Origin of the sequence: Vibrio sonorensis (assembly GCF_001854765.1) — a bacterium.
Taxonomy (GTDB): domain Bacteria; phylum Pseudomonadota; class Gammaproteobacteria; order Enterobacterales; family Vibrionaceae; genus Vibrio; species Vibrio sonorensis.
The window spans coordinates 1-24,236 of sequence record NZ_LJJE01000036.1 but is presented as its reverse complement, the minus strand read 5'-3'; the positions used below and the strand labels follow the sequence as shown (position 1 = coordinate 24,236).

Sequence of the window (24,236 nt, the reverse complement as noted above, 5' to 3'; positions counted from 1 at the left end):
TTCTACACCTTCCCCCCTATAGGTGTATCGGGTGCTGATGATTTCAGCACCCTTTTTTATTGTCCTTGCCAACTTGCAGTTTAGTGAAAAAGGACACTTTAACATTACCTAAAGTTCGTTGGGCGCAGTAAGAGAGTGTTGGTTGTTAACCTCTTGATGCTTACTCTTAAGCTGTTCTAACTTATCTCGCTTGCTTTCTGCGCTTTGCTCACTTTTACAGTGTTCAATCGTTTCTTCAAACTCAGCTAGAATTAGCTCGCTGTACTCTTTTTGCTGAATACTTATCGGCTCTGCTTGTTGTTGATGTTTGCGCCTTTTATTTCGAGCCTTTTTCAGAATATCGTTCATTTCTGCTCTCCTTGCTCTTCAAACTGATACTGGTAAATGTTAATGCGATTAAGTGCGCAATCTGGTAAGTAAATCACCCCGTTTTTGACGTGCAATAAGTACGGCATCCATAACTGTCCCGTCTCGGGATTTGCGCCAAACCCACTGAAGCTTTCTACAAACTGTCCTTTTAGATCAAACACTTTAATCGCTCTGTTCACTAAGTCCGATACAAATAGATAGCCATTATCAAACTCAATGCTAGTAGGTAATAATAGATTACTATTCGCCTTACCGTAGCCCTCTTGACCAAAACTAGACATCCACTTGTTGTGCTGGTCAAAGACTTCGATTCTATTGTTGGTTTGATCGGTGACAAACAGATGCCCCTCAGAGTCAAACGTCACATCTGTTGGCGTGTGAAACTCACCACTTTCATCTCCTAGCTTGCCAAAAACCGAAACTTGACTTGCCGTGCCGAGTTCGGTGATTTTCCAGCGCGAAATTCGATTGTTTCCAGAATCAGCGATAACGATATCATTGCTCACCGGATCAACGGCGATACCTTGCGGCTTGTTAAACTGATGTTTGTCATCCCCCATACCACCAAACACTGTGTAAGGGATTAGCTCGCCAATGGCGTTGTCATATTGATACACCGAGATGATTCCCGTTAAGTAGTTTCCGACAATAATCATTGGCAAATCAGCATCAATTTGGCCCGGTAAACGCGTTTTGGGACGATATGCCACAACCCCTAATGAACCGGGGAGTAAAGGTAAACTCGCAGGCCTAGCGGCATCGTGTTGAGCCGTTTCGGTCGCCTGTAACTGGAAGTTACCCGCATCCACCATCCATAGTAGCTCTTTTGGATCATCGAACGAATCATTGAAAAGAATTCGCATCCAAGTTTGCTGCCAGCGCTGCATCCATTCTAGTTGAGTGTTCAAGGTTAAACTGACCAGCGCAGGGGTGTGTTCGGACTGAAACAGCTTAAACCAAGATTCTTGAGTTTGAATCTGCTTGTTCCACAAGCTTTCAAGCCAACTTTGCTGTTCGACAGGCAAGTTCGCCAATTTAGGGTCGATATGACCCGTCGCCGCGGTGACAAAGTGCAACTGACCTTCTCCATCCCTCTCGTCGCCAACCGAATCAATCAACTCAGTGCCAACCTCGACCCCACCTTTCACTTGAGTAAGGTCCAAACGATGACGTTGCAGTTGGGCCAGTATTGGCTCGGTGATCAGCAGCTCATTTTTGCCCTTGCCCTGTGTCACCTGAATTGGAGAGAAGAATCCACTGATCACGCCTGCATGACGCCCGTCCATCTCAAAGGCGGCAATCGCGTTGTTCGCACCACCGGGTATCAAGATCTTGTTTTTTATCACCGAAACATCACGAGCCAAAGCGAGGTGGTCGATGTAAGGCTTGCCACTGGCAAAAGGCACGCCATTGCCCTTCCAATCGCAGCGAACTACGCTGCCAAACCCAGTATTTGCAATGTAAAGATTACCCTCAGCATCAGTGCTAAGCCCTTGCGGCCATAACAAGTGAATATCTTCATCTTCTGTAGAGATCGACGCTATTTCGCTATGCCATTTTCCTTGCTCGTTGAAGATCACCAACCGGCTAGCACCGCCTTCACCTTCATAAAACTCGTCTGCAACGCACAGTTTTCCATCGAAAAACGCAAGACCATTTGGCCCTTTTAAGCTAGCGCGACCACCTTGACCAAAACGTTTAATCGAACGGATCAACAAAGCTTTGTCATATTCCAATATGTGAATACGCGTATTGGCGATATCACTGACGTACATCCAGTTCTTCTCGGGGTGCGGAAGTAGCCTAAATGGCATGTTAAACTCTTGCGTACCACTCCCAACACTGCCAAATGTTGCCAGCAGTTTGTTAAACTTTCCGTCAAATACCAACACTCTATTGTGTGCGGTATCTGCAAGCCAAATATTGCCAAAGTGGTCAATGCAATTGCCAACTGGCGTGTTCAGTGACACCGAACCAATTGCTGGGCTCGGCAACGAAGGCAAAGCGTCATCAACGCTGCCCACATATGATTGATATTTGATTCCCATAAAATTATACCTAACTGACGTAAAAAGCTTTTTTGAATGTAGCAGTCAGGGGCAGATGCGCCATTTTCTAGGGAAAAGCATCACTAAAAGAAAGTAGATTTGTGAACCTTCTTTAGCGATCAAACGCGGTTGATGAGTAAGTTATCGATAGCTTGGTTTGAAGTTGATTTTTGGTTAATTGAAATTGAGAGCCTTGCGAGTTTTTCGATGAGGTTCTTTTTTATTAGGGTTAGCTTTCTTCAATCAGGTCATTCCAAAATCGCTTCTTTGGTTTACTGTTTTCACTGGGGGGGCGTTGAAAGTTTCGCAAGTCATCCACTATTTTGGTTAGCGAACGCACATCATTGGAATAGTAGAGCTTGAGGTGTCCGGTGTGATCATCGCGTATTTTAAGCTGATAACGATCGCCAACTTCACGTATGACAAAACCCTTGTAGATATATTCCCTTTCCATTTTAGCCTCCTTAAATCACCTTGTAATCGGTATCTCTATCCTCTACTGTCTAGAAACTACACACTCCGGGCAGTGACTGGGACGCGCTGGTTTATCCTCTTTCTGCAACGATTCACAATACTCTAAATTCATAAACTTACACTCTGTGCAGATATAAGCTTCATAGTGCCCATTGCTAAAGTGTGTACTTACACACCCCACTATAGCTCCATTAATTTTTACTGGTAGACTTGGCATAATTGGCTCGTGTTTGTCTCTGTTTTTTTAAAGGGCGTGTAGATCGACACGCTAAGAAGACACTGTTGATTAATCTATCGGTATTCAAGTAGTTTTACGGGAAATGCCCGTAGGACAAAGGGCAAAAAGAGATCATATCTAGGCATAATGCCTAGATAAGTGGAATAGAAAAGAGGTTTAAATATCGTTGGTTAGAGCTGTTTGGAAAGATCCCTCTCTCGGAAATAGAGGTATAGAGGTAAACCACATGAAACCCCTATCGTCAGCGTTGTCACCAAAACTAACCAAAAACCAGAGATGCCATGTCGCTGGCTATCAATTTTCGCAAAGAGCAGTAAGGCAACCGCCGCCACAACAACGTCTAACCAAGCAACAAGGCTGAGCGGGTGTGAGGCGATATCGGAAACGAGCAGAGGTAGATCTAATCCGTTTTCAACTAACCACGGAAAAAGGGCACCGTATGGTAACACGGTTCCCACGACGGCCAATACAAGATAAACAAAACGAATATTCATACCTTCCCTATAAATGCTGAATCCTAATGTCATTATTATCGTCAGCGAAAGAAATGCTTTGAGTCAAGCTGACAGTGGTCGGATCTTATCACATTGCGGACCATTTTGTAGCACGAAAATCTCACAATAAAAACTCAACCAGTTGAATATCATCACTCTTTAATTCTTCAGCCGAGAGTAAATCGTCAAGCCCATTTTAATTAAATTTGTGCATTTTTTAACCAAGATCAAGCTTCATCACAAATTCGTCCCACAGAGATTTTCCCTGTCCTAAACTTTTGGAAGAGGATGACTAGACATCAAAGGAGCAAAAGTGATGATTGCAGTATACAGGGACTATTTACTACAAGATTCGACTCACTCTCAGGTGCACGTAAAAGTAAATCCAGTGGGTATGATCGACGTTGAAATTGAGAAAAGTCGTCAACACCATTTGTCCGATTTCGATCAACTCTGCTTTGTTAAACGCGGCAGCCAAACTCGTCTAACAGGACAAGATAATACCGACACTTGGCAACTAGTACTAAGTAATCGAGACGCCGACGAGCTTGGACGTTTAATCGAAGAAGCTTGCGAAGAGTACGAAATCTTAATGCGCGATTTATAGCGTTGTCACAATCGAAGGTGGGAGAGTAAAAACCTCCCACTCTTTAAGCGTTCGTCTGCCGTTTACACTTCCCACTGTGAAGATTGGTGGTGTTGAGTTATCAACTGACCAACTGGTTTTTAATCTGCCTCGCCGCTTGCTCGGGGTCATCTGCATGGCAAATAGCCGACACAAGCGCAATGCCGTGAACGCCCGTTCGACTTACACCAGTAATGTTAGATTGATTGATACCACCAATGGCCACTACCGGATAAGAAGAACGCTGAAGCGCCCAAGCGAGCCCATTTAATCCCCAATGTCGTACTGTATCCGTTTTGGTTGGTGTTGCGAAAATCGCACTTAACCCAATGTAGTCAATAGGCAGCGACTCTGCTTGTTCCAATTGCTGTTCATTTTCAATCGAAAGGCCAAGCAGCTTATCACGGCCCAATAACTCACGAGCCGTAATCACTGGCATATCTGACTGACCGAGGTGCACACCGTCGGCATCAACGGCAAGAGCGACATCGACTCTGTCGTTAATGATTAAGGGAACCGATGTTCCCTTAAGTGCCTTTTTCACCGCAGCAGCTCTATCGATAAAGCTGCGAATATCTCCATGCTTTTCTCTGACTTGAACCATTGTGACTCCACCCGCTACAGCGGCTTTCACCACATTTACCAGCGTTTCTACACTTTGGTTCTCGTCTGTCACTAAATAGAGTTGATACGGATTGCTCATACCTACTCTTCCACAATTAAGTGTTTGAGAAGGATAGATTCGTCTAGCTGGTACAACTCATCAAGCAAGTTCATTTGGAAGCTACCAGGCCCGCGAGAGCGCTCAGCAGCTAACTCACCAGCAACCCCCATTACCGCAGCGGCCGTTAAACCCGTTTTATCGCCTACAGCGGCAAATGCACCAGTTAATGCCGAAAGGGTGCATCCCATCCCTGTCACATAAGTCATCATAGGATGCCCATTACCCAGCTTGACGACATCATCTTTAGTTACAATGAAGTCTGTCTTGCCAGAGATCACGACACTCGCTTGGTACTCTTTTACTAGATGCCAAGCCGCACCAAGCGCATCATCACTGCTATCAAGGGCATCAACACCTTTGCTCTGTGCTTTTTCACCAGCAAGGGCAATGATTTCTGATGCATTACCGCGAATGATCAGGCTATCGGCTTTGGCTGCAATTTGGCGAGACGTCTCCGTGCGCAGTTGACTCGCCCCACAACCAACGGGATCCAAAACAACGGGTTTACCATGCTTGTTCGCTTGTTCTACCGCGTATAACATTCTCGGTACCCACTGGCTATCAAGTGTACCAATATTGATGACTAACGCGCCGGCGAAACTCATCATCTCAGCCAGTTCCTGACTAGAGTGTGCCATGATTGGCGAGGCACCCACGGACAATAGAGCATTCGCTGAATTGTTCATAACCACATAGTTGGTGATGTTCACCACTAAAGGTTTACTCTCGCGAAGTTGATTGAATGCAGAAACAATGGTTTGCTTGTTCATTAGATTTCTCCAGCATTAATGCCTTGTTGCCAAAACGCCACTTCCATTCTGGTGGCGGTTTTAAACACCTCAACTAGGATTTGGCCTCTTTGGCTATTGATATCAATTTCTTTTAGCAGCCTGTCAAAGTGTTCCGCTCCTTGAGCCACACCCGTCTGGAACTCTTCGCCGCCATAGAGCTCTATCCAACTGCGGTAAGGGTTGCCTTCCAGTTTGGTCTCGGCACTGTTTAGCAACGCTTTACCTATAACGGCATATCCGATTGAGCACGGAGCTAACGCGGCGTACAAGTCGACTAAATCCCCTGCCATTCCCGCGTCTAGAACATAACGAGTGTAGGCCACCGTACCAAAATCCTCTGGTTCATTTTCTAAATCAGACTCGCTTAATCCCCACTCTGCACAGTACGTCACATGATGAGCAATTTCTGTGTCGACCAATGCTTGAACACTCGGTAGTGCCTGTCTCATATCTTCTAAGGTACGGGCTTTGTATATCGCCAACGCATAAGCCCTAGCGTATTGTTTTAGGAACAAAAAATCTTGTTTGAGATAGTGCAAAAAACTCTCTTGTGGCAAGGTTCCCAGAGCAAGTTGCTGAACAAATGTGTGTTCGGTGTACTCCTGCCAGTCAGACTGGCAGGCTTCAATGAGGTCTTGATATTTCATCGGTCAAGCTCCGGCACGTAGTCTTTCGCTTTAGGCAACACTGGGATCAGTTTTTGTGAGTACATAAACTCTGCATATTCATCGTATCGCTTGTGGTCTACCGCCGAAGGTCGCAGCGCAAAACGCGTAAGCGTGTCGCGCCATGCGCGTTTGTTCAGCTCATTGTTAAGCGTGTCTGGTGAATATGCGACAAACTCTTCCCACGCCGCTTTAGGGTGGTTAACGATGTAAGTGGTCGCTTGTTCTAGTGCTTTGTTAAAAGCTTGAATCGCTGCTTTGTCGTGAGTATTAGCATTGGCAACAAAAATTAGCTCGTCATAAGTTGGTACGCCGTGCTCTTCTGGATAGAACGCCTTCGCTTTGTATCCTTCAATCGCCAACTGGTTAGTTTCAAAGTTTCTGAAACCACCCCAAATCGCGTCCACTTTGCCCGATGCCAGAGACGAAGATAGGGCCCAACCGACGTTGATGATCTCAACGTCTGAGTAGCTCACGCCTTCTTGGCTCAACATTGTACCTATGGTCGCTTCTTCGCTTCCCGAAATGGCAATACCGATTTTTTTGCCTTTTAGAGTGGCCAGTTTGTCGTGCTTACCGTTGTCTAATACCGTTAGTGTGTTAAGCGGTGTAGCAACCAATGTTGCTGAGCGAATAAGAGGTAAACCAGCCGCCACGTCGATAGTTAGCGTTGGCTGATAAGAGATTGCCAAATCCACTTTTCCCGCCGCTACTAACTTAGGTGGTGTGCTTGGGTCTGCTGGCTCTTGTATATTGACTTCCACACCTTGTTCTGCAAAGTAACCTTTTTGCTGAGCGATCACGACGGGACCGTGGTTGGGGTTAACAAACCAATCCAACATCAAAGTTAGTTTTTTTTCTTCCGCGATAGATGGAGAAGCGAGAAGCGCAGCAAATAATGCAGTAGCGATCGTTGTTTTTTTCATGAAGACTTCCTTTTGTTATGCATTTTCCCAAGGGATAAGCTTTTTAAGTAATTTGTCCGTGACGAAGTAAAGGGCCACCGACAGCGCAGCTAAAATAAATAGAGCCGCAAACATTTCATCAATAATCATTCGAGCATTGGCTTGGAGCATTAAATAGCCAAGCCCAGCACTGGAGCCAACCCACTCACCAACGACGGCACCAATAGGTGCAATAACCACCGCGACGCGAATGCCAGAAGCCAGTGTTGGTAAAGCTGCGGGCAACTGTATATGCCTCAATCGCTGCCATCGAGTCGCCCCCATAGTCTGCGCGAGGTCTAGATAGCCTTTGGGGGTATTTCTCAATCCGTCATAGCAACATGTCGTCACTGGAAAGAAAATAATAATGGCAGCCATAACGACTTTTGATGCGATGCCATAGCCAAGCCACAGCATAAGTACTGGAGCAATGGCAAAAACAGGCACCGCTTGGCTTGCTATCAATACGGGTAACAACCAACGTTTTACCGGCTTAAACATCAGCATTTGCAAAGCAAACACCAGTCCCATAACTAAGCCGAGTAGTAGTCCTAAAAGGATCTCTTGCCCGGTGACTAGGGTGTGTTTCAGCAACACGTCATAGCGCTCAATTAATCGCTCCAACACCGCTGCTGGAGGGGGTAAGATAAATGACGGCATGGCAAATATTTCAACAATGCCCTGCCAGATCCCCAATAGCACAAGGCAGGTGATAATCAGCCTTGGCAAAGGGTGATCAAGTGATTTGGCTCCCTGTTGCGCGCGCGCGGCCAACTTTAGCGAGATAAGATTATTCATGGTCAGCCTCCAACATCTTTAAAATAATTTGTTGCAGTTCAACGCTGTCGCGATTGAGATCTCTTGGTGGCGACGAATCCGGTAACTTGAGTTCTTTCCCCTTAGCAGGCACACCGTGTAAAAGATAAAGCTGATCGGCCAGCCGTATCGCTTCTTGTGGATCATGGGTGATGAGTACCACGGTTCTGTCTTTTAGAAGGTCGGAAAACAGTGTCTGCAATCGATATCGATTGACGGCATCTAAGGCGGAAAATGGTTCATCCATCAAAACTATTGGTTTGTCTTGCATTAAGGTTCTCGCCAACGCGACTCGTTGACGCATACCTCCAGACAACTGCCTGATATTGGCGCAGCTGTACTCTTTTAACCCAACAGCTTTTAACAAGCTTTGGGCACGCTTAATATTTGGTGTTTTTTGTTCTCCAAATTTGGCGCTAAGACAGACATTCTCAATGACATTTAGCCAAGGCAAAAGAAGATCTTGTTGAGCCATATAGGCGATATTACTCGGCAGATGAATATCTGGATTAACCGTCACTTCACCTTGCCAGATCGCTTGTTCTCCGAGTAAACCTGCTAAATGTTTGAGCAATGAGCTTTTACCACAACCACTGCGACCTAAAATACAAGTCCACTTCCCCGCGGGAAAAGTTAAGTCGCAGTTGGCGAGCGTCGGACTTTGGTTGCCTTGATATGTAAGCGCTCCGGCTTCAATAGTTATGGAAACTGGTTCAGCGAACATTCTGATGTCCAGTAAAAAAGTGGTTTACTGGGCCGTGACCTTTTCCGACGCTGAGTTCATCTGCGTGAAGGATAGCTTGTGTAATATATTGCTTGCCCAGATGCACAGCCTTATGTAACTCGTTTCCTTGCGCTAAGTAAGAGGCAATAGCCGATGAAAGTGTGCAACCCGTACCGTGTGTATTTGCAGTGGCCACGCGTTTGGCAGAGAGCGTTTCTACTCGGTCAGGGAAAATCAACAGGTCACTACTCGATTCACTCTGCTCTAAGTGCCCACCTTTTAGCAGTACACCACCAGCATCCAAAGCTCTAAGCTCTTCAATCATGGCTTCCATGTCGGCTTCAATTTTTGGAACTGAACGCCCAGTTAGTGCAGCGCCTTCAGGAAGGTTTGGTGTGATGAGATCCGCAAGAGGGAGCAACTCTTGCTTTAGTGTATCAATAGCATCAGTGGCAAGAAGCAGGTCACCACTGGTTGCGACCATAACGGGGTCAACAACCAAAAACTGCGGCTGGTACTGCCTAATTTTGCTTGCGACAACTTTAATGATCTCTGAGTCCGCCAACATGCCCACTTTAACGGCAACCACATCTAAATCGCTAAACACGGCGTCTAGTTGACTGGAAACATGATCAAGAGGGACTGGGAAAATAGCGGAAACGCCTAAGGTGTTTTGAGAGGTTAGTGCAGTGATCGCACTGCAGGCAAAGCTTCCGGTCGCTGAAATGGCTTTAATATCAGCCTGAATACCGGCACCACCTCCGCTATCCGATCCAGCGATTGTAAGTACGATAGGGGTATTGTTTTTAGTAGTGGTTGCCATGCATGCTCCTCAATCTGATGTAGAGAAACTTGCCGGTCTGGATACTTCAAATGAAGTCAGAGTTGGCCTATATCGATCACACCATAAAGTGCAAACTCCCAAGCGACGCCGATATAGATAGTTCCCTACGCCAGTGCTAACTGAATCAGGTTCAACGGGTCTCGCTTTGCGATCTCAGCCATACTGCGGCTCCCCGACTATTTGAGCCGATAATAACAGTAATTCTCATCGGTGTGCACGGGAAATTTTCTGATTGCTTGTCGTAATATGTGTCGAGTTTTATGGACAAATATCCTTTAATTTTGTGTGTTAATACGCGTTTATATCGCTGACACTGCCTGTAGATAGAAAAAGAAAAGGCAGAAAAAACACTAAGTTTTTCCTGCCTTTAGGGGGTGTAATCTTAACAACGAGTACTTACTTACGAATAAGCACCTGCTGAGTAATGTAGCTCATAGCTATGGCTGTAGATCTCCAGAATATTCCCAAACGGGTCTTCCATGTAAATCATGCGGTAAGGCTTTTCTCCTGGGTAATAGTAGCGCGGGGCTTTCATGCGTTTTTTACCGCCCGCGGCAACAATTTTTTCTGCTAAGCCTTCAACATCTGGGTCTTGAACACAGAAGTGGAAAATGCCGGTTTTCCAATATTCAAAATTATCTTCTGGATTCTCTTGGTTTTTAAACTCAAACAGTTCTACGCCAATTCGATCTCCTGTCGATAGATGTGCAATTCGAAAACGATCCCAGCCTTCGCCAAAAACATCCGTGCACATTTCGCCGATAGCGGAATCATCTTCGACGATTTCCGTCGGTTCCATGATCAGATACCAGCCCAAAACCTCTGTGTAAAACTTAACTGCGGCTTCTAGATCAGGAACAGATATACCGATATGAGAAAATGATCTTGGATAGGTAGCAGACATTATGACCTCGTTAGTAGTGGTGAACTCTTGATATAGCAAATACTAAATCCATTAATTGAAAAATAATAATTATCAATTATTCTTGTTATGATAATTTTTGGTTATGGATATTGTTTTTGCTCAACGCTCACTGGTTACACACCTTTAAAACGCTTGTGGATATCGGCCACTTTACTAAAACGGCAGAGCATCTCTTTATGACTCAGCCGGGGGTAAGTCAGCACATCAAAAAACTGGAACAGGCGTGTGGTGTACCGCTTATACAGAGAGTGAACAAGTCATTTGAGCTAACCGATGCGGGAAAAGAGGTCTACCGTTATGTGGTAGCACAACAACAACAAGAAAAGGCGCTGAGAAGCCTTATCACTGGGGATGACCCATGGGCCGGTAAAGTCCGGATATCGTGTTCAGGGGCGATGGCCCAGAAACTCTACCCCATGTTGCTGGATTTACAATGTAAACACCCCAAGTTAATCAACGAATTGGAAGTTGCTCCTACTAGTCGAATCCTTGAACACATCGTCAACGGAGAGCTTGATTTTGGTATTGTGACCGAAAAACCCAATCATCCTCTTTTACTGAGTAAACACATAGGCCATGAGTACATGAGCCTTGTCTTGCCCTCGATGTTCGATTCTCATCTCCTCACAGTCGACTCGTTAAACCAACTGGGACTGATTAATCACCCCGACGCTCACCATTACCTCTGTCTCTACTTTGAGCAATGTGGTAATACTGAGTTGCTCAATACCGATCCGAGTACGATTCGACAGAGCGGTTACATCAATCAGTTAAACCAAATCCTTTTACCCGTTACCAAAGGACTGGGCTTTACGGTACTTCCTCACTCTGCCGTCGAAAGCGCCGCTTTAAAAGACAAACTGACCATCTACCAACCTCAAAAGCAAGTGCGAGAGCCCGTCTATCTGGTATGTAAAAAACACCGCCAACAGCCAGCGCGCTTTTACTCCGTAACAGAGAAAATCCAAACCCTTCTCGCTGGCGACCAATAGAATAACTATCTCTGTTGAATCCGATGTTTACCTGAAACTTGGGCAGATCAAAATTCCTGACCTATAGTAAATAAACACAACGATCCATAAGGAGTCTTACTATGAGTCAGGCCGGCTTAATTTCACGCTTAAACGAATTACCCCGATTACAAAAAGTCCTTCAAGAGTTGTTAGACATGGTGAACCAAGACGACGTAGATTTTGGTCAACTTTCTAAGAAAATCGCTATGGATCAAGTGCTCAGTGCTCGATTACTCAGAATGGCAAATTCAGCCCATTTTGGCGGTAGCAAAACCGTATCGTCGGTCAATGAGGCTCTGCTTCGCGTAGGTACTGGCCCAGTAAGAACCTTGGTCGTGGCTTCCGTACTGTCGAGCTCATTTCCCAAAGTGCCAACTTTAAATTTAGAAGACTATTGGACCGACACCTTCGAAGTCTCGGTAATCGCCAGTAAATTGGCCGAAGAAATCAATCTAGATGGCAATGAGGTGTTTACCGCTGGAATTTTGCACAATATCGGTGAACTTATGATCCACACCTTAACGCCTGAGCAGGCACAAGAAATTGTCGCTAAAGTTCAAGCGGGGGCAGACCCAATTGATGCTCAAGAAGAGGTGCTTGACGTGTCTGCCCCTGCCCTTGGTGCACAACTGGCAAAAACGTGGAAGTTCCCAGACAAAATGGTTGACGCTATTGCTCACTTTCACGACCCGAGGGATGCAGAACTATCACCCAAGATGGCGGTTCTGTTACATTTCGCCCGCGCAATCCACGAAAAATGGGACTCATTCACAAGCGATGACGAAAAGCTGGTCTACATTGCGCAGCACCCTGATTCAAGAATTCTTCACATTCCCGGAAACTTCGCCAGTACGATAGATAAGTTCCGAGGTAATGGTAAAGACTTGGCTGCACAGCTGACTGCCGCTTAAGCCTTCCTTATATGAGACGATGGGGCGTTTAGCCCCTCTCTTTACGTTGCGTCAATTCGACACGTTCATTAACGGGTGGGGCCTTCTCCGGCATGGCGAGGTAATAACCTTGAAAGTACTCGATCCCGGCATCTTGGCAGATTTGCAGAACGGCGTTGGTTTCAATACCTTCCGCTATTGTTTTTGCGCCCACTTTACGAGCCAGCGCCACCGCCGAATTGACTTCCTCTATCACAGCTTTTTCGCTACCAACCAGTAAGCTCTTATCGAGTTTTAAATAGTGAGGACGGATTAACTCGGCACGCTCTATGGTTGAGTGCTCTACCCCGTAATCGTCCATAGCGATATGAATCCCGTGTGACGACATTTTCTTCATGCCCTTTAATACAAGTTCCGGGCTGCGGCCTCTGCTTTCCATCAGCTCATAGGTGATCTGGTCTGGACGAATTTGATACTGTTCCAAGCGCGCCATAATATGCGCAATGGCAGCATCATCATTGGATATCAGCTCAAAAATCGGTGGGGCGACATTGATAAATAACTTGTGTTTGCAAAATGCAGAGATGGAAAAGTTCAGTACGTGTAGCACTGAGCACAACAGGGTATAGAAAACCCAATGGGTGTTGTTCTCTTCAACTTCTTTAAAAAATACTTGCGGAGAGACCGCCTCTCCAGAGGTTGTTCGAATTCGGATCAATGACTCAACACCTAGGATCTCTTTGTTGGAGTCAAAAATTGGTTGAAAAACACTTCTAAAAACAAGGTTATTGTAAACAGCGAAATAGGACCCGTCAGCTTCTCGCTGAATCACTTGTTCGACGCGACGCCGAATTTCCAAGTAGTTGTATTCAATGTCCATTAAAGCGGTTTCCATACCTTTGCTTGCTACTTTTAAGCGCTGTCCTTACCTAAACACCTGCCATGAGATTACTCATACTCTCGTTCGATTTACCACCCAAATTTAAAAAAACCTGCGCGCTGTTCACGTTATCGATACATTCTCGATTTGTGTTAGTCGACGTACATCAAAGTTATGTGAATGTTTTGTCGTTCACAAACTGGCGAACGTATCTTAGTTCTCTAGATTAGATTCAACAGATGAATAGACACTTAATAGGTATACAATAGGCAAACCAAAAAGGAAAGTAGGCGAGAGACCGTGCTCCCGCCTTTATATGTGATAAGCCGGGGTTAGGCCCCTATCACACCACCGTCTTCACGGGTAATCATCACCACGGTAGAACGCGGCTTGCTATTACCACCAGCGGGATAATGAGATGGTTTGCCCTTTTCTCCCGGATGTTGGACACCTACAAACATGGTTTTTTGATCCGCAGAAAAGGTGAGGCCAGTGATCTCACAAGCAATAGGTCCGGTTAAAAAACGTCTCACCTCTCCTGTTACTGGGTCACCACACAACATTTGGTTGTTGCCTTGTCCGGCAAAATCTCCCTTGTTTGAATAGTTGCCGTCGGTTTGAATCCACAAACGCCCTGCTTTATCAAAACCGATACCATCGGGGCTGTTAAACATATTGTCGACTTCAATATTGGCACTACCCGCATATGGCGTACCCTTGTGCACCATAGGATTGCCTGCAATCAGGTATAGATCCCACGTAAAGCTTGCCTTGGTGTGATCGCCATTTGTCGGCATCCATCGAACGATTTGTCCGTAGTGGTTCTCTTTGCGCGGATTTGGCCCGCCAACAGGCTGATTCTCTTTTACGCCGCGATTTTTGTTATTGGTCAATGTACAGAAAACGTGCTTTTCGTCAGGGTGAATCGCTACCCATTCAGGGCGATCCATCGTAGTGGCTCCAACTTGAGTCGCTGCGCGGCGAGCAAACGTCACCACTTCGGCTTGGTCATTAAAACCGTTTTCTTTAGTTAAGCCATTTTTACCAAAGGTCAGTTCTATCCACTGGCCTTCGCCTTTAACGTCATCATTGTCAAAACCAAATTTAGCGACGTAGAGGGTCCCCTCTTCTAGCAAGTTGCGGTTTAAAGCCGTATTTCCAGCTTCATAACGATCCTTAGACACAAATTTATACAGGTGCTCACCGCGTTCGTCATCGCCCATATACACAACAACGTGTCCATCACCATTGATCACCAATGCCGCATTTTCGTGTTTAAATCGCCCCATTGCTGTGCGTTTTAGCGGTGTCGATGTTGGGTCGTTAGGATCGATCTCCACCACCCAACCAAATCGGTGCGGCTCTTTGGGGTGCTTACTGATGTCAAAGCGTTCGTCGCTCTCATGCCATTGATAACGTCCGGAGCCAGCTTTTACGCCATAGCGCTTGTGATCCGCGGATATGGATACTCCACCTTTCTGTTTTGAACCAAAATAACCGTGAAAATTTTCTTCACACGTTAGATAGGTTCCCCAAGGTGTTTCGCCATTTGCACAGTTGTTAAAGGTGCCTAAAGGTTTTAAACCGCTTGGGTCTAGGTCGGTTTTCATCAGGTCGTGACCCGCCGCTGGACCTGTTAGCATCATCTCCGTATTTGCAGTGATACGGCGATTGCGCTTACCGGATCGATCAACCTTCCATTGACCTTGTTGTTTAACAATTTCCACCACTGTCACCCCATGGGCCGCCTGCGCCTTTTTGACATCGTCAGCGGTCATTGCCTTGCCTTGATGGGCAAACAGATATTCGTAGTTGGTGTACTCATTATTAATAGCCAGTACAGCGCGGTTTTCACTGATAGGAAATAGGCTCATCCCATCGGTGTTATCACCAAACTGAAGGGCTTGTACTTCTGAGCTTTGTAGGCCACTTTCATCAAACTCTGGGGCGCTGCTAAAAATAGGGTCTCCCCATGAAATAAGCGGTGTCGCTTGATAGCCTTTTGGTACAACAACCGTATCCGCCGTGGAGGCAGGTACAGCTTCAAAGTTTAATAGTGGGCTGGACTCTTTAGCGGCCATCGCCTTAGAAACCGGATTAAGCGCTAAAAACGTTCCCGCACTCACCGCAGCAGTGCCGGTTAAAAAACGGCGGCGAGACAATCGCGCATCTACCATCTGCGTAAATTGTGAATCTTGCTCATCATGCCTTTGCATGGTCAACTCCTTTGAAAGTGACGTTTGTAGTTATTGCTGCAAGCGACTAGGTTACTGATTTCTTAGTCACTTACTGACAAGCAAAGGCTAGAGTAAGTAGATGACGTATTCTTTAAATTTCCGTTGCAGAACGATAACAACGGTATGAAATCTGCATGAAGATTGATAAGTTGCCATTGAATTGACGAACCACTACTGGTATCAATTTAGACACGGTCATTGAGGGCGAAATGTGCTTTAATGATTATGTGACTCGGATCGTAGAGAGAAGGTAGAAACACGGTTAGAGTCTGTTGGCAATTAATATTATAAAACAGTAAGTTAAAGCTCAATAACGAGCCCCTATCGCTATAGTGAGGGACATAATGAAAAAAGTAAGAAAAGCGCAATTACATCGCGTGCGCATTCAGTATTGGAAAGACTGCCAAAAAGATGCAGATAAAAAGTCTTAATTGAGACAAACCATAAATAAGCTGGCTTAATGCCAGCTTTTTAGTTTCTGAGAGATAGGAAAAAAAGCAAATATAAGGTGCCGACGTTAAATATCGTTTTCATCTTCGAACGCTTCATCTCCAAGTAGAGATGAAAACTTGATAGCAAACTGGTCAAAACTAAAACGGCTTGGCCCATGAGAGCGTTTAGTTCGCACTTTTTCATCCCCAAAGAGCACGGTAACGTGGGAAAACACCTTGTTCTTCACTTCCACTACGTTTTCTTCCAGCAGCGCTTCAAAGTCTGCTTCAAACTGCTCTCTTGCCGCTTTGGCTTTTTCTAAGCGCTCGTTAGATTGGGCTTTCATTTTCTCAATCTTAATCGCGACTTCTTCACTGCGTTCTGCTTTTGGTTTTTTCTTAAACTCTAACTCTTTGCGCACCACGTCCATGGTCGCTTCTTGGGCTAAGTTATAGTGCTCTTTAAACTTACTTTGACGCTCTTTCATACTGCCAAAGCGGGCAAAAGCATGAATTTCCGTAGCTGTGTCGCCTTCCACTCCCAACTGCACACATGTCACTTTGCCGCCCGCCTTCGCACTGCCGCCACCTATGGTGCCTTGGCGCTCATTGCTATCACAAACAACGAGATCTCCGCCACACCGAATTTCATTATTCATACAATGAACCGCAAGCTCGATATTTTCTGATGCTTGAAGTTCACTATACTGAGCGTAGTTTGCGCGAATTGTGCCACCGGATTTAACCACACATGATTTAGTGCCATCATCGCCCATAGTGTGTCCTATAATGCCTTTGGCAACTTCAATATCCCCTTGTACTTGGATATCTGCCGACTCGATAAAACCTCCGACAGTCAACGAACCTGTGACACGAACCATCATGTCCGATTCAATATTGCCCAGCACCACGACATTGCCCTTGAACTTAACGTGTCCTGTCGCCACGCCGATGGCAGGAAGGCACAAGGCATCTTCTACATCAACGGTTTTCTCTTTGATAACAGGCATGCCAGAAACAACAGCGATAAGTTGGTTGGGATCACTTGGAGAGATTTCCGAGCCTTTGCCCGGTTTGAGAATGGTATCAGTGCCAGGTTTAGGCGGAATCACTTTGCCTTGTACGGTAATTCCTGCCGTCCCTTTTGTTGCCGGTACACGTTTCATCAATACATCGTTTTCGGCAACAGTTATGGTTTCGCCAAGGTTAAGCATATCCACTTTACCTTCGCCTTCCGTTTTAGGTGCGAGGATCTGCTTTGTCGGATCCGCTACCATAGCGATAAATCTGGAATCTTTGCCCTGTACTGGGTCTTTGCCGCGCGCGACGGGCTGAGTAAAGGTTTCACCGGGCTTGAGTTGGTGGCTCATCATCAGCACCTTTTTCAACGCCAGTTTATTTATCCCTTTTGTCACCTGAGCATCGGAAAGCGCTTTTACAATTTGTGGCCCTTTTAAAGGTTGACCTTTATATGCTCCGGTCACAATCATGCTGGCGAGCATATCGTTTTCGCTCAGCTCTACCTTGACCTCTGCATCACGAACTTCGGCGACAGTCACACCTGAATAAGACTCCCCTTTTTCCTCTTTGGCGAGATTAATAAAACGGGAGACCTCTTCTTCAATCACAAAGAAGTCTTCGGCACCAAGGCTTTTAAGCACCTCGGAGAGCCCCTTACTATCAAAACTGTTACTAATATTAAAATCTGGCGATAGTTTAGCGATAACCGATTGATTGTCTTCAGATAAACTAACGATTTTCTTCCACATTGTGTAACCTGACTTTGCCCATTCGTGATACGCCTATGCATACAACATGTAGTACTTAGGTTTATCGCAGTGTATATAAAATGAGTCATCTACAGTATTAAATATGTGACAAATTAGGGCATACGTCACTATTGCAACGAGCTTTACAGTGTAAATTCTGCCTAATTATGCAGAGCTTGGAAAATGGTGAGGTGCACCGAAACTATAAACGGCTGTTACACACTTTCCTTGCTTAGAATACCGCAGCGAATCACATAATTCTGAAGCAAGAACAATGCCGCGACCATGACTTTGATCACCATCTACCCGTTCTAATTTTTGATAATCGAACCCAACACCATTGTGCTCCATCACCAATGTCATCTGTTCATTTTTGTGGTCAAAATCGACATTTAGTGTCACCCAAGCGTCGTCTCTCAAGGTTTTCAGGCGCTCTTCTCTGAGTTGATAGAACTTAAAAAAGCCGTCCGGCTCTTCTTTAATACTCGATTCCAACTCAAGTAATCCGTGCTCTATGGCGTTGGCAAATAGTTCTGAAAGCACTGAACACAATAGATCGAGGTCCGCTCCGCCTCTTACTACGCCGTTGAGAAAATGACGAACTTCGTTCATCACGACCGCTTCTCTAAGTACATCCGCCGGCAGAGTTAATGTCGAGGATATGGAAAGCCCTGATAACTGCTGACTTTTTTGCTTGCCGCTATCCGCCGTACCCGTAGAAATTGGGAACTGCATGGACAATATGGAAAGGTCGTCATCCATCGGTCGGTCGACAAAGGATTTTACTGCTTCAAACACCGCGGGGATAACATTTTTGCTATTTGATAAAACGGATTCTAATCGTTGATTGCCAAACTGCTCTCCTGTTTTGTTCATCGCTTCTATGACACCATCGGTGTAGCACACAATTCTCTGGTCAGGCTCTAACTTAAGATTGACGATATCCGTTTCAAATTCGTCGCGCTCTAATACACCTAAAGGCATATGAGTCGACACCAGCCTTCTGCAAATCGTTCCATCCTGATCTAATACGTAAGTATCAGGTAGTCCGCCACCCCACCACGAAACTTCAAATCCATTGGCGCGAATTTCAAAAACACTTGCCGCTAACATCATTCCCAAAGGTAAAAATTTAGTAAGAGAGTCGTTAATCTCCGTCACTATCTCGCCAAGTGACAAGCCTTTTGCGGCCATTGAGAAAAAGGCTCGCGTCGCTGGTATAGCTGAAATGGCAGCAGGCAAACCATGGCCAGTCGCATCCGCTATCATCACATAAACGCCACCGTGAGGTCGGTTGGCAACGACGATAAGATCGCCGTTAAAGATGGTGGAAGGCGTTGAGATATAGTTAATGCCATAGATATGCTTAACCTGTGCACTCATCTCATCCATCAAATTAGAAAAAATGGATTCAGCGATGGCGTAGTCATACCTAACCTGTTCGTGAAACACTCTGAGTTGGTCGCGCTGCTCAGTCACCTCGTTGTGCATGCGAACGATTCGAAAGTGCGCTTGTACTTTCGCTAACAAGACGCTACGTTCTACGGGCTTGAGTATAAAGTCGTCGCCTAAGGTCAAACAGCGTTCAAAAGAGTCATGATCATCTAATGCGGTAAGAAAAATTATCGGTACATGCTGGTCTGGAAATGCCTGGCGAATTTCGTGAGCCGTGGTAAAGCCGTCTTTAATTGGCATCATTACATCTAACAAGATGAGGTCAGGCAGCGTTGCCATGTTTTGCATCGCTTCTACAACACCTTCACCATTTTCGAAGGTTTCAATTTTTTCCGCGACATGATCAAGCATAAACCGGCAGAGTTCTCGGTTTGTTGCATGGTCATCGATAATCATTACATGCATGGACAACCCCCTATTTATTCGATACTAAATTTTTTATCGAACCGGGAAATAAGAAGAATTTTTCTCACTTGTGGCATGGTATTGGTAATGCGGATCATGCCATCATCCTGCTCTAGATAGTTGTGCATATTAAGCAGCATCCCCAAACCCGCACTATCGATGTAATCCACTTTTCTCATATCGAGCGTAAAGCGGTAATCCTTTTTTTCGCTATAACAACGGCGAAAATCTTGTACTAAGTTGAAGCCAAAAGCGCCCTCTACCGCTATAGTCACTTGCTTGCTTCCAGAATCTACTTGTGCTTCGACAGACATATTTTCTCCTTAAAATAACTCGACTTCACCTTCTTCAATACTTGCTTGAGATGCCGCTGGCGCAGAGCGATTGTCGATATGACAGCGTATCTCGTCTAATGCACTCACTAACTCTTCATCACTCATTCGATTGCCAGCATACGATTTTAGTACTTCGGTTAACCCATCTAAAAACGTGACTGACAACTTGGCGTAATCCCCTTGCTGAATGATAATGTCCGCAAACTGAAGCGCTCTTATCCCATTGTCGACATGGAGATTTAAATTACTGCCTAGTGACTTAATCTTATGAACCTCGGCTTCGACCTCGCGGTTAATTTCATGCACTCCCCTTAGCATGTCATCCACTTTCTCTTTCGACTCTATCGCTTCGGTCATATCGATAGACGCCATTTCACCGACGGTTTTGTTTGCGGTTTCAACCGTCTCCTGAGCCACGTTTATCTCATCACCAATTTCATTGTTAAGGGCCTCAGCTTTAACGGAGAGGTTTCTGACTTCTTGTGCAACCACGGCAAAGCCTCGCCCTGCTTCGCCAGCTCTCGCGGCTTCTATCGCCGCATTTAACGCCAATAGATTCGTTTGTTCTGATAGCCCTCTAACTTGTTCCAGTAGATGAAATACTTTGTCGAGCTTATCTGACATATCGTGAATGCTGTGTACCGCAGAGATACTCTTCTCCGAAATGTTGACTAGGGTATCGACAAATTGAGTAATTATAGCTTCGGTTTTGGGTAGGACTTTGCTGAGGTCATACTCACTATTTCCCGCTCCCACCAACTGATCTACCAACCTTGCGGTAATCAAATTTTGCTCTTCGGCGACCTTTTGAAGTTCAAAATAGCTAGTGTTCAAGGTTTCTACCGATTCGTTGACGACGCTCTGCTGTTTGTTGAGAGGCTCACTGAGTTGGGCCGAAAGTGTTCGCAATATTGGATCGGTTTTGTTTAGACAACTCACATCGTGCTCGGACGATTTAGGTTGTTCACTTTCGGTGTCGGCATGTGATTTACACTCCCCCTGACGAATCACAAACCACGGTATGGCGGCAGCCACTATGGTAAGGGAAAGCTGCCACATAGAGGAGAAATACAAGGCACTAACGGTTAGCAATATCACCTGAAGTGTCATTGCCAGAATAAAGTTTCTTTTGGGTATTATCGTTGTCATCTTTCTGTCCCCAGCCACACTTAACTCAATTGTGATACAGCCGCTCAAATATCAATTTTGGAATTTTTTCCAGTGCACTGACCACGTCCGCTGCACCGACTTCAACCGCAACCCTTGGCATCCCCCACACCACGCTGGTTCGCTCGTCTTGCGCTATAGTTGAAGCCCCTCTCTGCTTCATTTTCAGCATCCCTTGTGCGCCATCTTGGCCCATACCAGTCAAAATGATGCCAATCGAGTTGCCTCCGACGGTCTCTGCAACCGCATCAAACATTACGTCCACCGAGGGTTTATGGCGATTAACTGGAGGCCTATCATCAAGCTGGCAATACAAATGCGAACCACGCCTAACGATAACCAGATGTTTATCGCCAGGAGCCAAGTACGCACACCCATTAACCAATGGAGAGCGATTTGCAGTAAGCTCCTTTACATCCAGTCGACTGTTTTCATTGAGACGCTGCGCAAATGAACCACTAAATTTATTACTGATATGCTGCGTGATGATCACTGGAGGAATACCTGCTGGCAATGCCGAAAGAACTTGCTTAACAGCTTCTGTCCCTCCGGTAGAAGCGCCTATGGCGATCACCTCAACTTGAGTGTGTTTTGAGGTCACTTCTAAAACATCGCTTTTGCTGGGAGCGTGGGATAACTGATCTAAATTTGCTCCAGCGGCCACTTTGATTTTTTCGTTTACTAAGTTTTTATAACTAGCCATTTCTGCGGTATTTTCCACTGACGGTTTTGGAAAGTAATCCACGGCTCCAAGCTCTAATGCGGTAAGTGTTGGCTCTGCGCCATGCTGAGTCAGCGTCGATATCATCACCACTGGCATTGGTCGCAATCTCATTAGGTTTTTTAGAAACTGGACGCCATTCATCTTTGGCATCTCAATATCTAAGGTGAGCACATCTGGATTGTGCATTTTAATCAACTCTCTGGCTTGGTACGGGTCTTCAGCCGCGGCCACCACCTCAAGGTCTGGATCGGAGTTAATCAACTCGGTAAGTAGCGCTCGAAACACTGGGGAGTCATCGCAAACAAGTACTTTCACTTTTTTCATCAAAACAACTCCACATCATCATCGTGAGGGCGATGGCTCTCTTCATCCAACTTACGGGCATATTTCTCTTCTTCGTGTTGTAAGTGGTGCACTTCATTAAAGGCGATGCGTTTAAGCCAAGCCTTACCGGTTGTCGGTTCAAACATGATTTTTCGAGGTTCGATGCCACCTAAATCATGGGCCTCTACCTCTAACCTTTCTTGTTGCACATAGTTAAGAATAAACTCGACGTTTTTTGCGCCAATCATCGAGTGTCGACCTAACATCTGCGCTCCACCAAACAGTTTCACTTTCAGCCCTGACCGAACGGCTCCCTTGGCCAACAAAGCGTTGATCAGCATCTCCATCGCATGACTGCCGTAGCGCGACGCGGTAGAGACAATTTCATCTGGATGCCAGTGTCTCGCCTGATTGCTATTGTCAAATGGCAACAAAAAGTGGTTCATCCCTCCAACTTTGGCAAATGGGTCCCACATACATGCGGCAATACAAGATCCCAAACCGGTACAGATGATTTCTTCTTCATCGGTACAGTAAAGTCCACCGGGCATCACTTTGATCATGTGCTGCCCCTTAGTCGGATGAAAAAAACGACTAAAATGCGTGTTGTCATAAGGTGAATGGCGGTGTTCTGACATATAAGACATAAGCACCTCACTGCTTCACATAAATGGTATGACCCAAATGGCGAAACATGGGCGCACATGCACCCACACTTTCTGAGTGGCCAATAAACAAAATGCCGTTGGGTTTGAGCTGTTGGTAAAAACGGCTTAGCAACTTCTCTTGCGTCTGTTTGTCGAAATAAATCATTACGTTTCGACAAGAAATGATGTCGAACTCGTTTTCAAACGGCCACTCATCCAGCAAGTTGATCTGGCGAAAATCGATAAACTTTTGCAAGGTACCCGATACTTTAATCTGCCCTTGCCTATCCCCGCGTCCTTTGACAAAACAAGGCTTTAAATAACCATTGGGAATACTGTCTAATGCCTCTTCTGAATAGACGCCATCTTTAGCTGTATTGAGCACATTTGTATCTAAATCGCTGGCGACAATTCCTATTTCATCAAACCACTGAAACGCACCACAATGGTAAAGAGAGGAGATAAAGCTATAGGGTTCTTCTCCGGTAGAGCACCCTGCAGACCAGATTCGCAAGGACTTCAAACCTTGGCTTTTCCACTCTTTCATCATCACTTTTTCCATAAATTCGAAGTGATGGTATTCCCGAAAGAACTGGGTCTTGTTTGTAGTGAGACAGTTAATAAAGCTAATGCGCTCTTCGTCATCCCTTTCGATGACCTCTCTGTACTCGGCAAAACGCTGCAAGCCAAGCCGCCGAATTTGGCGGCTTACTCTGCCGTAAACCATTGTGCGTTTACGGTCGGAAAGATAAATACCGACGTTCTTGTGCAAAAACCACTGCACAAACTTAAAGTCCTTGTCGGTAAACTCAAACTCGTTGGATTTCATACGTTCAGTTTGGGCTAAAACTCTTCCCATTCGTCTCCATCCTCACGCGCGTTAAAGGTGGTATTGGCGACCTTGGTTGATCGTATATCTCTCACATTACTCGTTGGCTTCGCGCCTACTCTTGGGGCTGAGTTTGACTCAAACGAAGCGACGTTAGCGTCAGTGACAAAGAAGTTCATTAACTTGAGCAGCTCTTTACCTTCGTCTTTCAACGATTGGCTAGCTGCAGAAGTTTCTTCTACCAGAGAAGCGTTTTGCTGAGTCATTTCATCCATGGTAGCAACTGCGCGATTGATCTCGTCAATTCCCGTCGATTGTTCTTGGCTGGAAGAGGCAATTTGTGCGATTAGATCTGATACTTTGGCCACGGCATCGACAATTTCGTTTAAGGTTTCTCCCGATTCATCGACCAGACGCGAACCTTCATCCACTTTTTCTACACTGTCTTT

General features: G+C 45.6%; 24 protein-coding genes, 1 pseudogene and 1 riboswitch. Of the genes and pseudogenes, 3 read left to right on the top strand and 22 right to left on the bottom strand.

The genetic code is table 11. From position 1 onward, the window contains the following. Positions 1 to 108 precede the first annotated feature (108 nt). The 4 genes from BLO31_RS06800 to BLO31_RS06785 form a co-directional block, all read right to left on the bottom strand. Positions 109 to 348, bottom strand: coding sequence for a hypothetical protein (locus BLO31_RS06800; protein WP_070963825.1), 240 nt, complete (start codon positions 346 to 348; stop codon positions 109 to 111). Then, positions 345 to 2,417, bottom strand: coding sequence for an NHL repeat-containing protein (locus tag BLO31_RS06795; protein ID WP_070963823.1), 2,073 nt, complete (start codon positions 2,415 to 2,417; stop codon positions 345 to 347). Before BLO31_RS06795 ends, BLO31_RS06800 begins: the two co-directional genes overlap by 4 nt. 229 nt (positions 2,418 to 2,646) lie before the next feature. Then, the gene (locus BLO31_RS06790) at positions 2,647 to 2,871 is read right to left on the bottom strand and encodes a hypothetical protein (RefSeq protein WP_070963820.1); all 225 of its coding nucleotides are present in this window, start codon (positions 2,869 to 2,871) and stop codon (positions 2,647 to 2,649) included. Between the two features lie 428 nt (positions 2,872 to 3,299). Further along, the gene (locus BLO31_RS06785; RefSeq protein ID WP_070963818.1) at positions 3,300 to 3,623 is read right to left on the bottom strand and encodes a DUF2834 domain-containing protein; all 324 of its coding nucleotides are present in this window, start codon (positions 3,621 to 3,623) and stop codon (positions 3,300 to 3,302) included. 316 nt (positions 3,624 to 3,939) lie between these two features. On the opposite strand from BLO31_RS06785, the gene BLO31_RS06780 reads away from it, so the two are divergent. Further along, complete coding sequence (locus BLO31_RS06780) at positions 3,940 to 4,230, top strand: hypothetical protein (RefSeq protein WP_070963815.1); 291 nt, start codon at positions 3,940 to 3,942, stop codon at positions 4,228 to 4,230. Between the two features lie 100 nt (positions 4,231 to 4,330). Here the strand turns inward: BLO31_RS06780 and thiE are convergent, their stop codons facing one another. The 8 genes and pseudogenes from thiE to BLO31_RS06740 all read right to left on the bottom strand — a co-directional run bounded on the left by thiE (position 4,331) and on the right by BLO31_RS06740 (position 10,660). After that, positions 4,331 to 4,951 carry a thiamine phosphate synthase gene (gene thiE / locus BLO31_RS06775; protein ID WP_070963813.1) on the bottom strand — a complete coding sequence of 207 codons (621 nt, stop codon included), beginning with the start codon at positions 4,949 to 4,951 and terminating at the stop codon, positions 4,331 to 4,333. 2 nt (positions 4,952 to 4,953) lie between these two features. Continuing rightward, positions 4,954 to 5,742 (bottom strand): hydroxyethylthiazole kinase, encoded by a 789-nt coding sequence (gene thiM / locus BLO31_RS06770; protein ID WP_070963810.1) that lies wholly within the window; start codon positions 5,740 to 5,742, stop codon positions 4,954 to 4,956. Further along, positions 5,742 to 6,410: a thiaminase II gene (gene tenA / locus BLO31_RS06765; protein ID WP_070963808.1), complete on the bottom strand. Its 669-nt coding sequence runs from the start codon at positions 6,408 to 6,410 to the stop codon at positions 5,742 to 5,744. Before tenA ends, thiM begins: the two co-directional genes overlap by 1 nt. Then, a complete protein-coding gene (locus tag BLO31_RS06760; RefSeq protein WP_070963805.1) occupies positions 6,407 to 7,354 on the bottom strand; it encodes an ABC transporter substrate-binding protein in 948 nt (315 codons plus the stop codon). The genes tenA and BLO31_RS06760 overlap by 4 nt, the downstream gene beginning before the upstream one ends. 15 nt (positions 7,355 to 7,369) lie before the next feature. Beyond that, a pseudogene (locus BLO31_RS06755) lies at positions 7,370 to 8,107 on the bottom strand (ABC transporter permease); the annotation flags it as partial. Between the two features lie 55 nt (positions 8,108 to 8,162). Further along, a complete protein-coding gene (locus BLO31_RS06750; RefSeq protein WP_070963801.1) occupies positions 8,163 to 8,912 on the bottom strand; it encodes an ABC transporter ATP-binding protein in 750 nt (249 codons plus the stop codon). Then, positions 8,902 to 9,735, bottom strand: coding sequence for a bifunctional hydroxymethylpyrimidine kinase/phosphomethylpyrimidine kinase (thiD, locus tag BLO31_RS06745; protein ID WP_070963799.1), 834 nt, complete (start codon positions 9,733 to 9,735; stop codon positions 8,902 to 8,904). Before thiD ends, BLO31_RS06750 begins: the two co-directional genes overlap by 11 nt. A 105-nt stretch (positions 9,736 to 9,840) precedes the next feature. After that, a riboswitch (TPP riboswitch) is annotated at positions 9,841 to 9,941 on the bottom strand. 215 nt (positions 9,942 to 10,156) lie between these two features. Next, positions 10,157 to 10,660, bottom strand: coding sequence for a lactoylglutathione lyase family protein (locus BLO31_RS06740; protein WP_070963797.1), 504 nt, complete (start codon positions 10,658 to 10,660; stop codon positions 10,157 to 10,159). Between the two features lie 116 nt (positions 10,661 to 10,776). Between BLO31_RS06740 and BLO31_RS06735 the strand changes: the two genes are divergently transcribed. Together BLO31_RS06735 and BLO31_RS06730 are read left to right on the top strand one after the other, a co-directional pair. Next, positions 10,777 to 11,673, top strand: coding sequence for a LysR family transcriptional regulator (locus tag BLO31_RS06735; protein ID WP_070963795.1), 897 nt, complete (start codon positions 10,777 to 10,779; stop codon positions 11,671 to 11,673). A gap of 101 nt (positions 11,674 to 11,774) precedes the next feature. Continuing rightward, positions 11,775 to 12,605 carry an HDOD domain-containing protein gene (locus BLO31_RS06730; RefSeq protein ID WP_070963793.1) on the top strand — a complete coding sequence of 277 codons (831 nt, stop codon included), beginning with the start codon at positions 11,775 to 11,777 and terminating at the stop codon, positions 12,603 to 12,605. 28 nt (positions 12,606 to 12,633) lie between these two features. Here BLO31_RS06730 and BLO31_RS06725 read toward each other — a convergent pair whose 3' ends face one another. The 10 genes from BLO31_RS06725 to BLO31_RS06680 form a co-directional block, all read right to left on the bottom strand. After that, positions 12,634 to 13,479, bottom strand: coding sequence for an EAL domain-containing protein (locus BLO31_RS06725; protein ID WP_084659634.1), 846 nt, complete (start codon positions 13,477 to 13,479; stop codon positions 12,634 to 12,636). A gap of 317 nt (positions 13,480 to 13,796) precedes the next feature. Further along, positions 13,797 to 15,680, bottom strand: coding sequence for a PhoX family protein (locus tag BLO31_RS06720; RefSeq protein ID WP_070963788.1), 1,884 nt, complete (start codon positions 15,678 to 15,680; stop codon positions 13,797 to 13,799). A gap of 538 nt (positions 15,681 to 16,218) precedes the next feature. Further along, positions 16,219 to 17,901, bottom strand: a complete 1,683-nt coding sequence (locus BLO31_RS06715) for a flagellar assembly protein A (RefSeq protein WP_070963785.1) — start codon at positions 17,899 to 17,901, stop codon at positions 16,219 to 16,221. A gap of 165 nt (positions 17,902 to 18,066) precedes the next feature. Continuing rightward, positions 18,067 to 19,761, bottom strand: a complete 1,695-nt coding sequence (locus tag BLO31_RS06710; protein ID WP_070963782.1) for an ATP-binding SpoIIE family protein phosphatase — start codon at positions 19,759 to 19,761, stop codon at positions 18,067 to 18,069. Between the two features lie 14 nt (positions 19,762 to 19,775). Next, positions 19,776 to 20,075, bottom strand: coding sequence for an STAS domain-containing protein (locus BLO31_RS06705; protein ID WP_070963780.1), 300 nt, complete (start codon positions 20,073 to 20,075; stop codon positions 19,776 to 19,778). A gap of 9 nt (positions 20,076 to 20,084) precedes the next feature. Continuing rightward, on the bottom strand, positions 20,085 to 21,245 hold the full coding sequence (locus BLO31_RS06700; protein WP_070964462.1) for a methyl-accepting chemotaxis protein: 1,161 nt from the start codon (positions 21,243 to 21,245) through the stop codon (positions 20,085 to 20,087). Between the two features lie 25 nt (positions 21,246 to 21,270). After that, positions 21,271 to 22,311, bottom strand: coding sequence for a protein-glutamate methylesterase/protein-glutamine glutaminase (locus tag BLO31_RS06695; protein ID WP_070963777.1), 1,041 nt, complete (start codon positions 22,309 to 22,311; stop codon positions 21,271 to 21,273). Further along, entirely contained in the window at positions 22,311 to 22,958 is a 648-nt protein-coding gene (locus BLO31_RS06690) for a chemotaxis protein CheD (RefSeq protein WP_070964460.1), read from the bottom strand. Before BLO31_RS06690 ends, BLO31_RS06695 begins: the two co-directional genes overlap by 1 nt. A 7-nt stretch (positions 22,959 to 22,965) precedes the next feature. Then, on the bottom strand, positions 22,966 to 23,817 hold the full coding sequence (locus BLO31_RS06685; protein ID WP_070963775.1) for a CheR family methyltransferase: 852 nt from the start codon (positions 23,815 to 23,817) through the stop codon (positions 22,966 to 22,968). Then, positions 23,802 to 24,236 (bottom strand): methyl-accepting chemotaxis protein (locus BLO31_RS06680; RefSeq protein ID WP_245688405.1); only part of this gene is annotated, 435 nt, incomplete at its 5' end. The genes BLO31_RS06680 and BLO31_RS06685, both read right to left, overlap by 16 nt.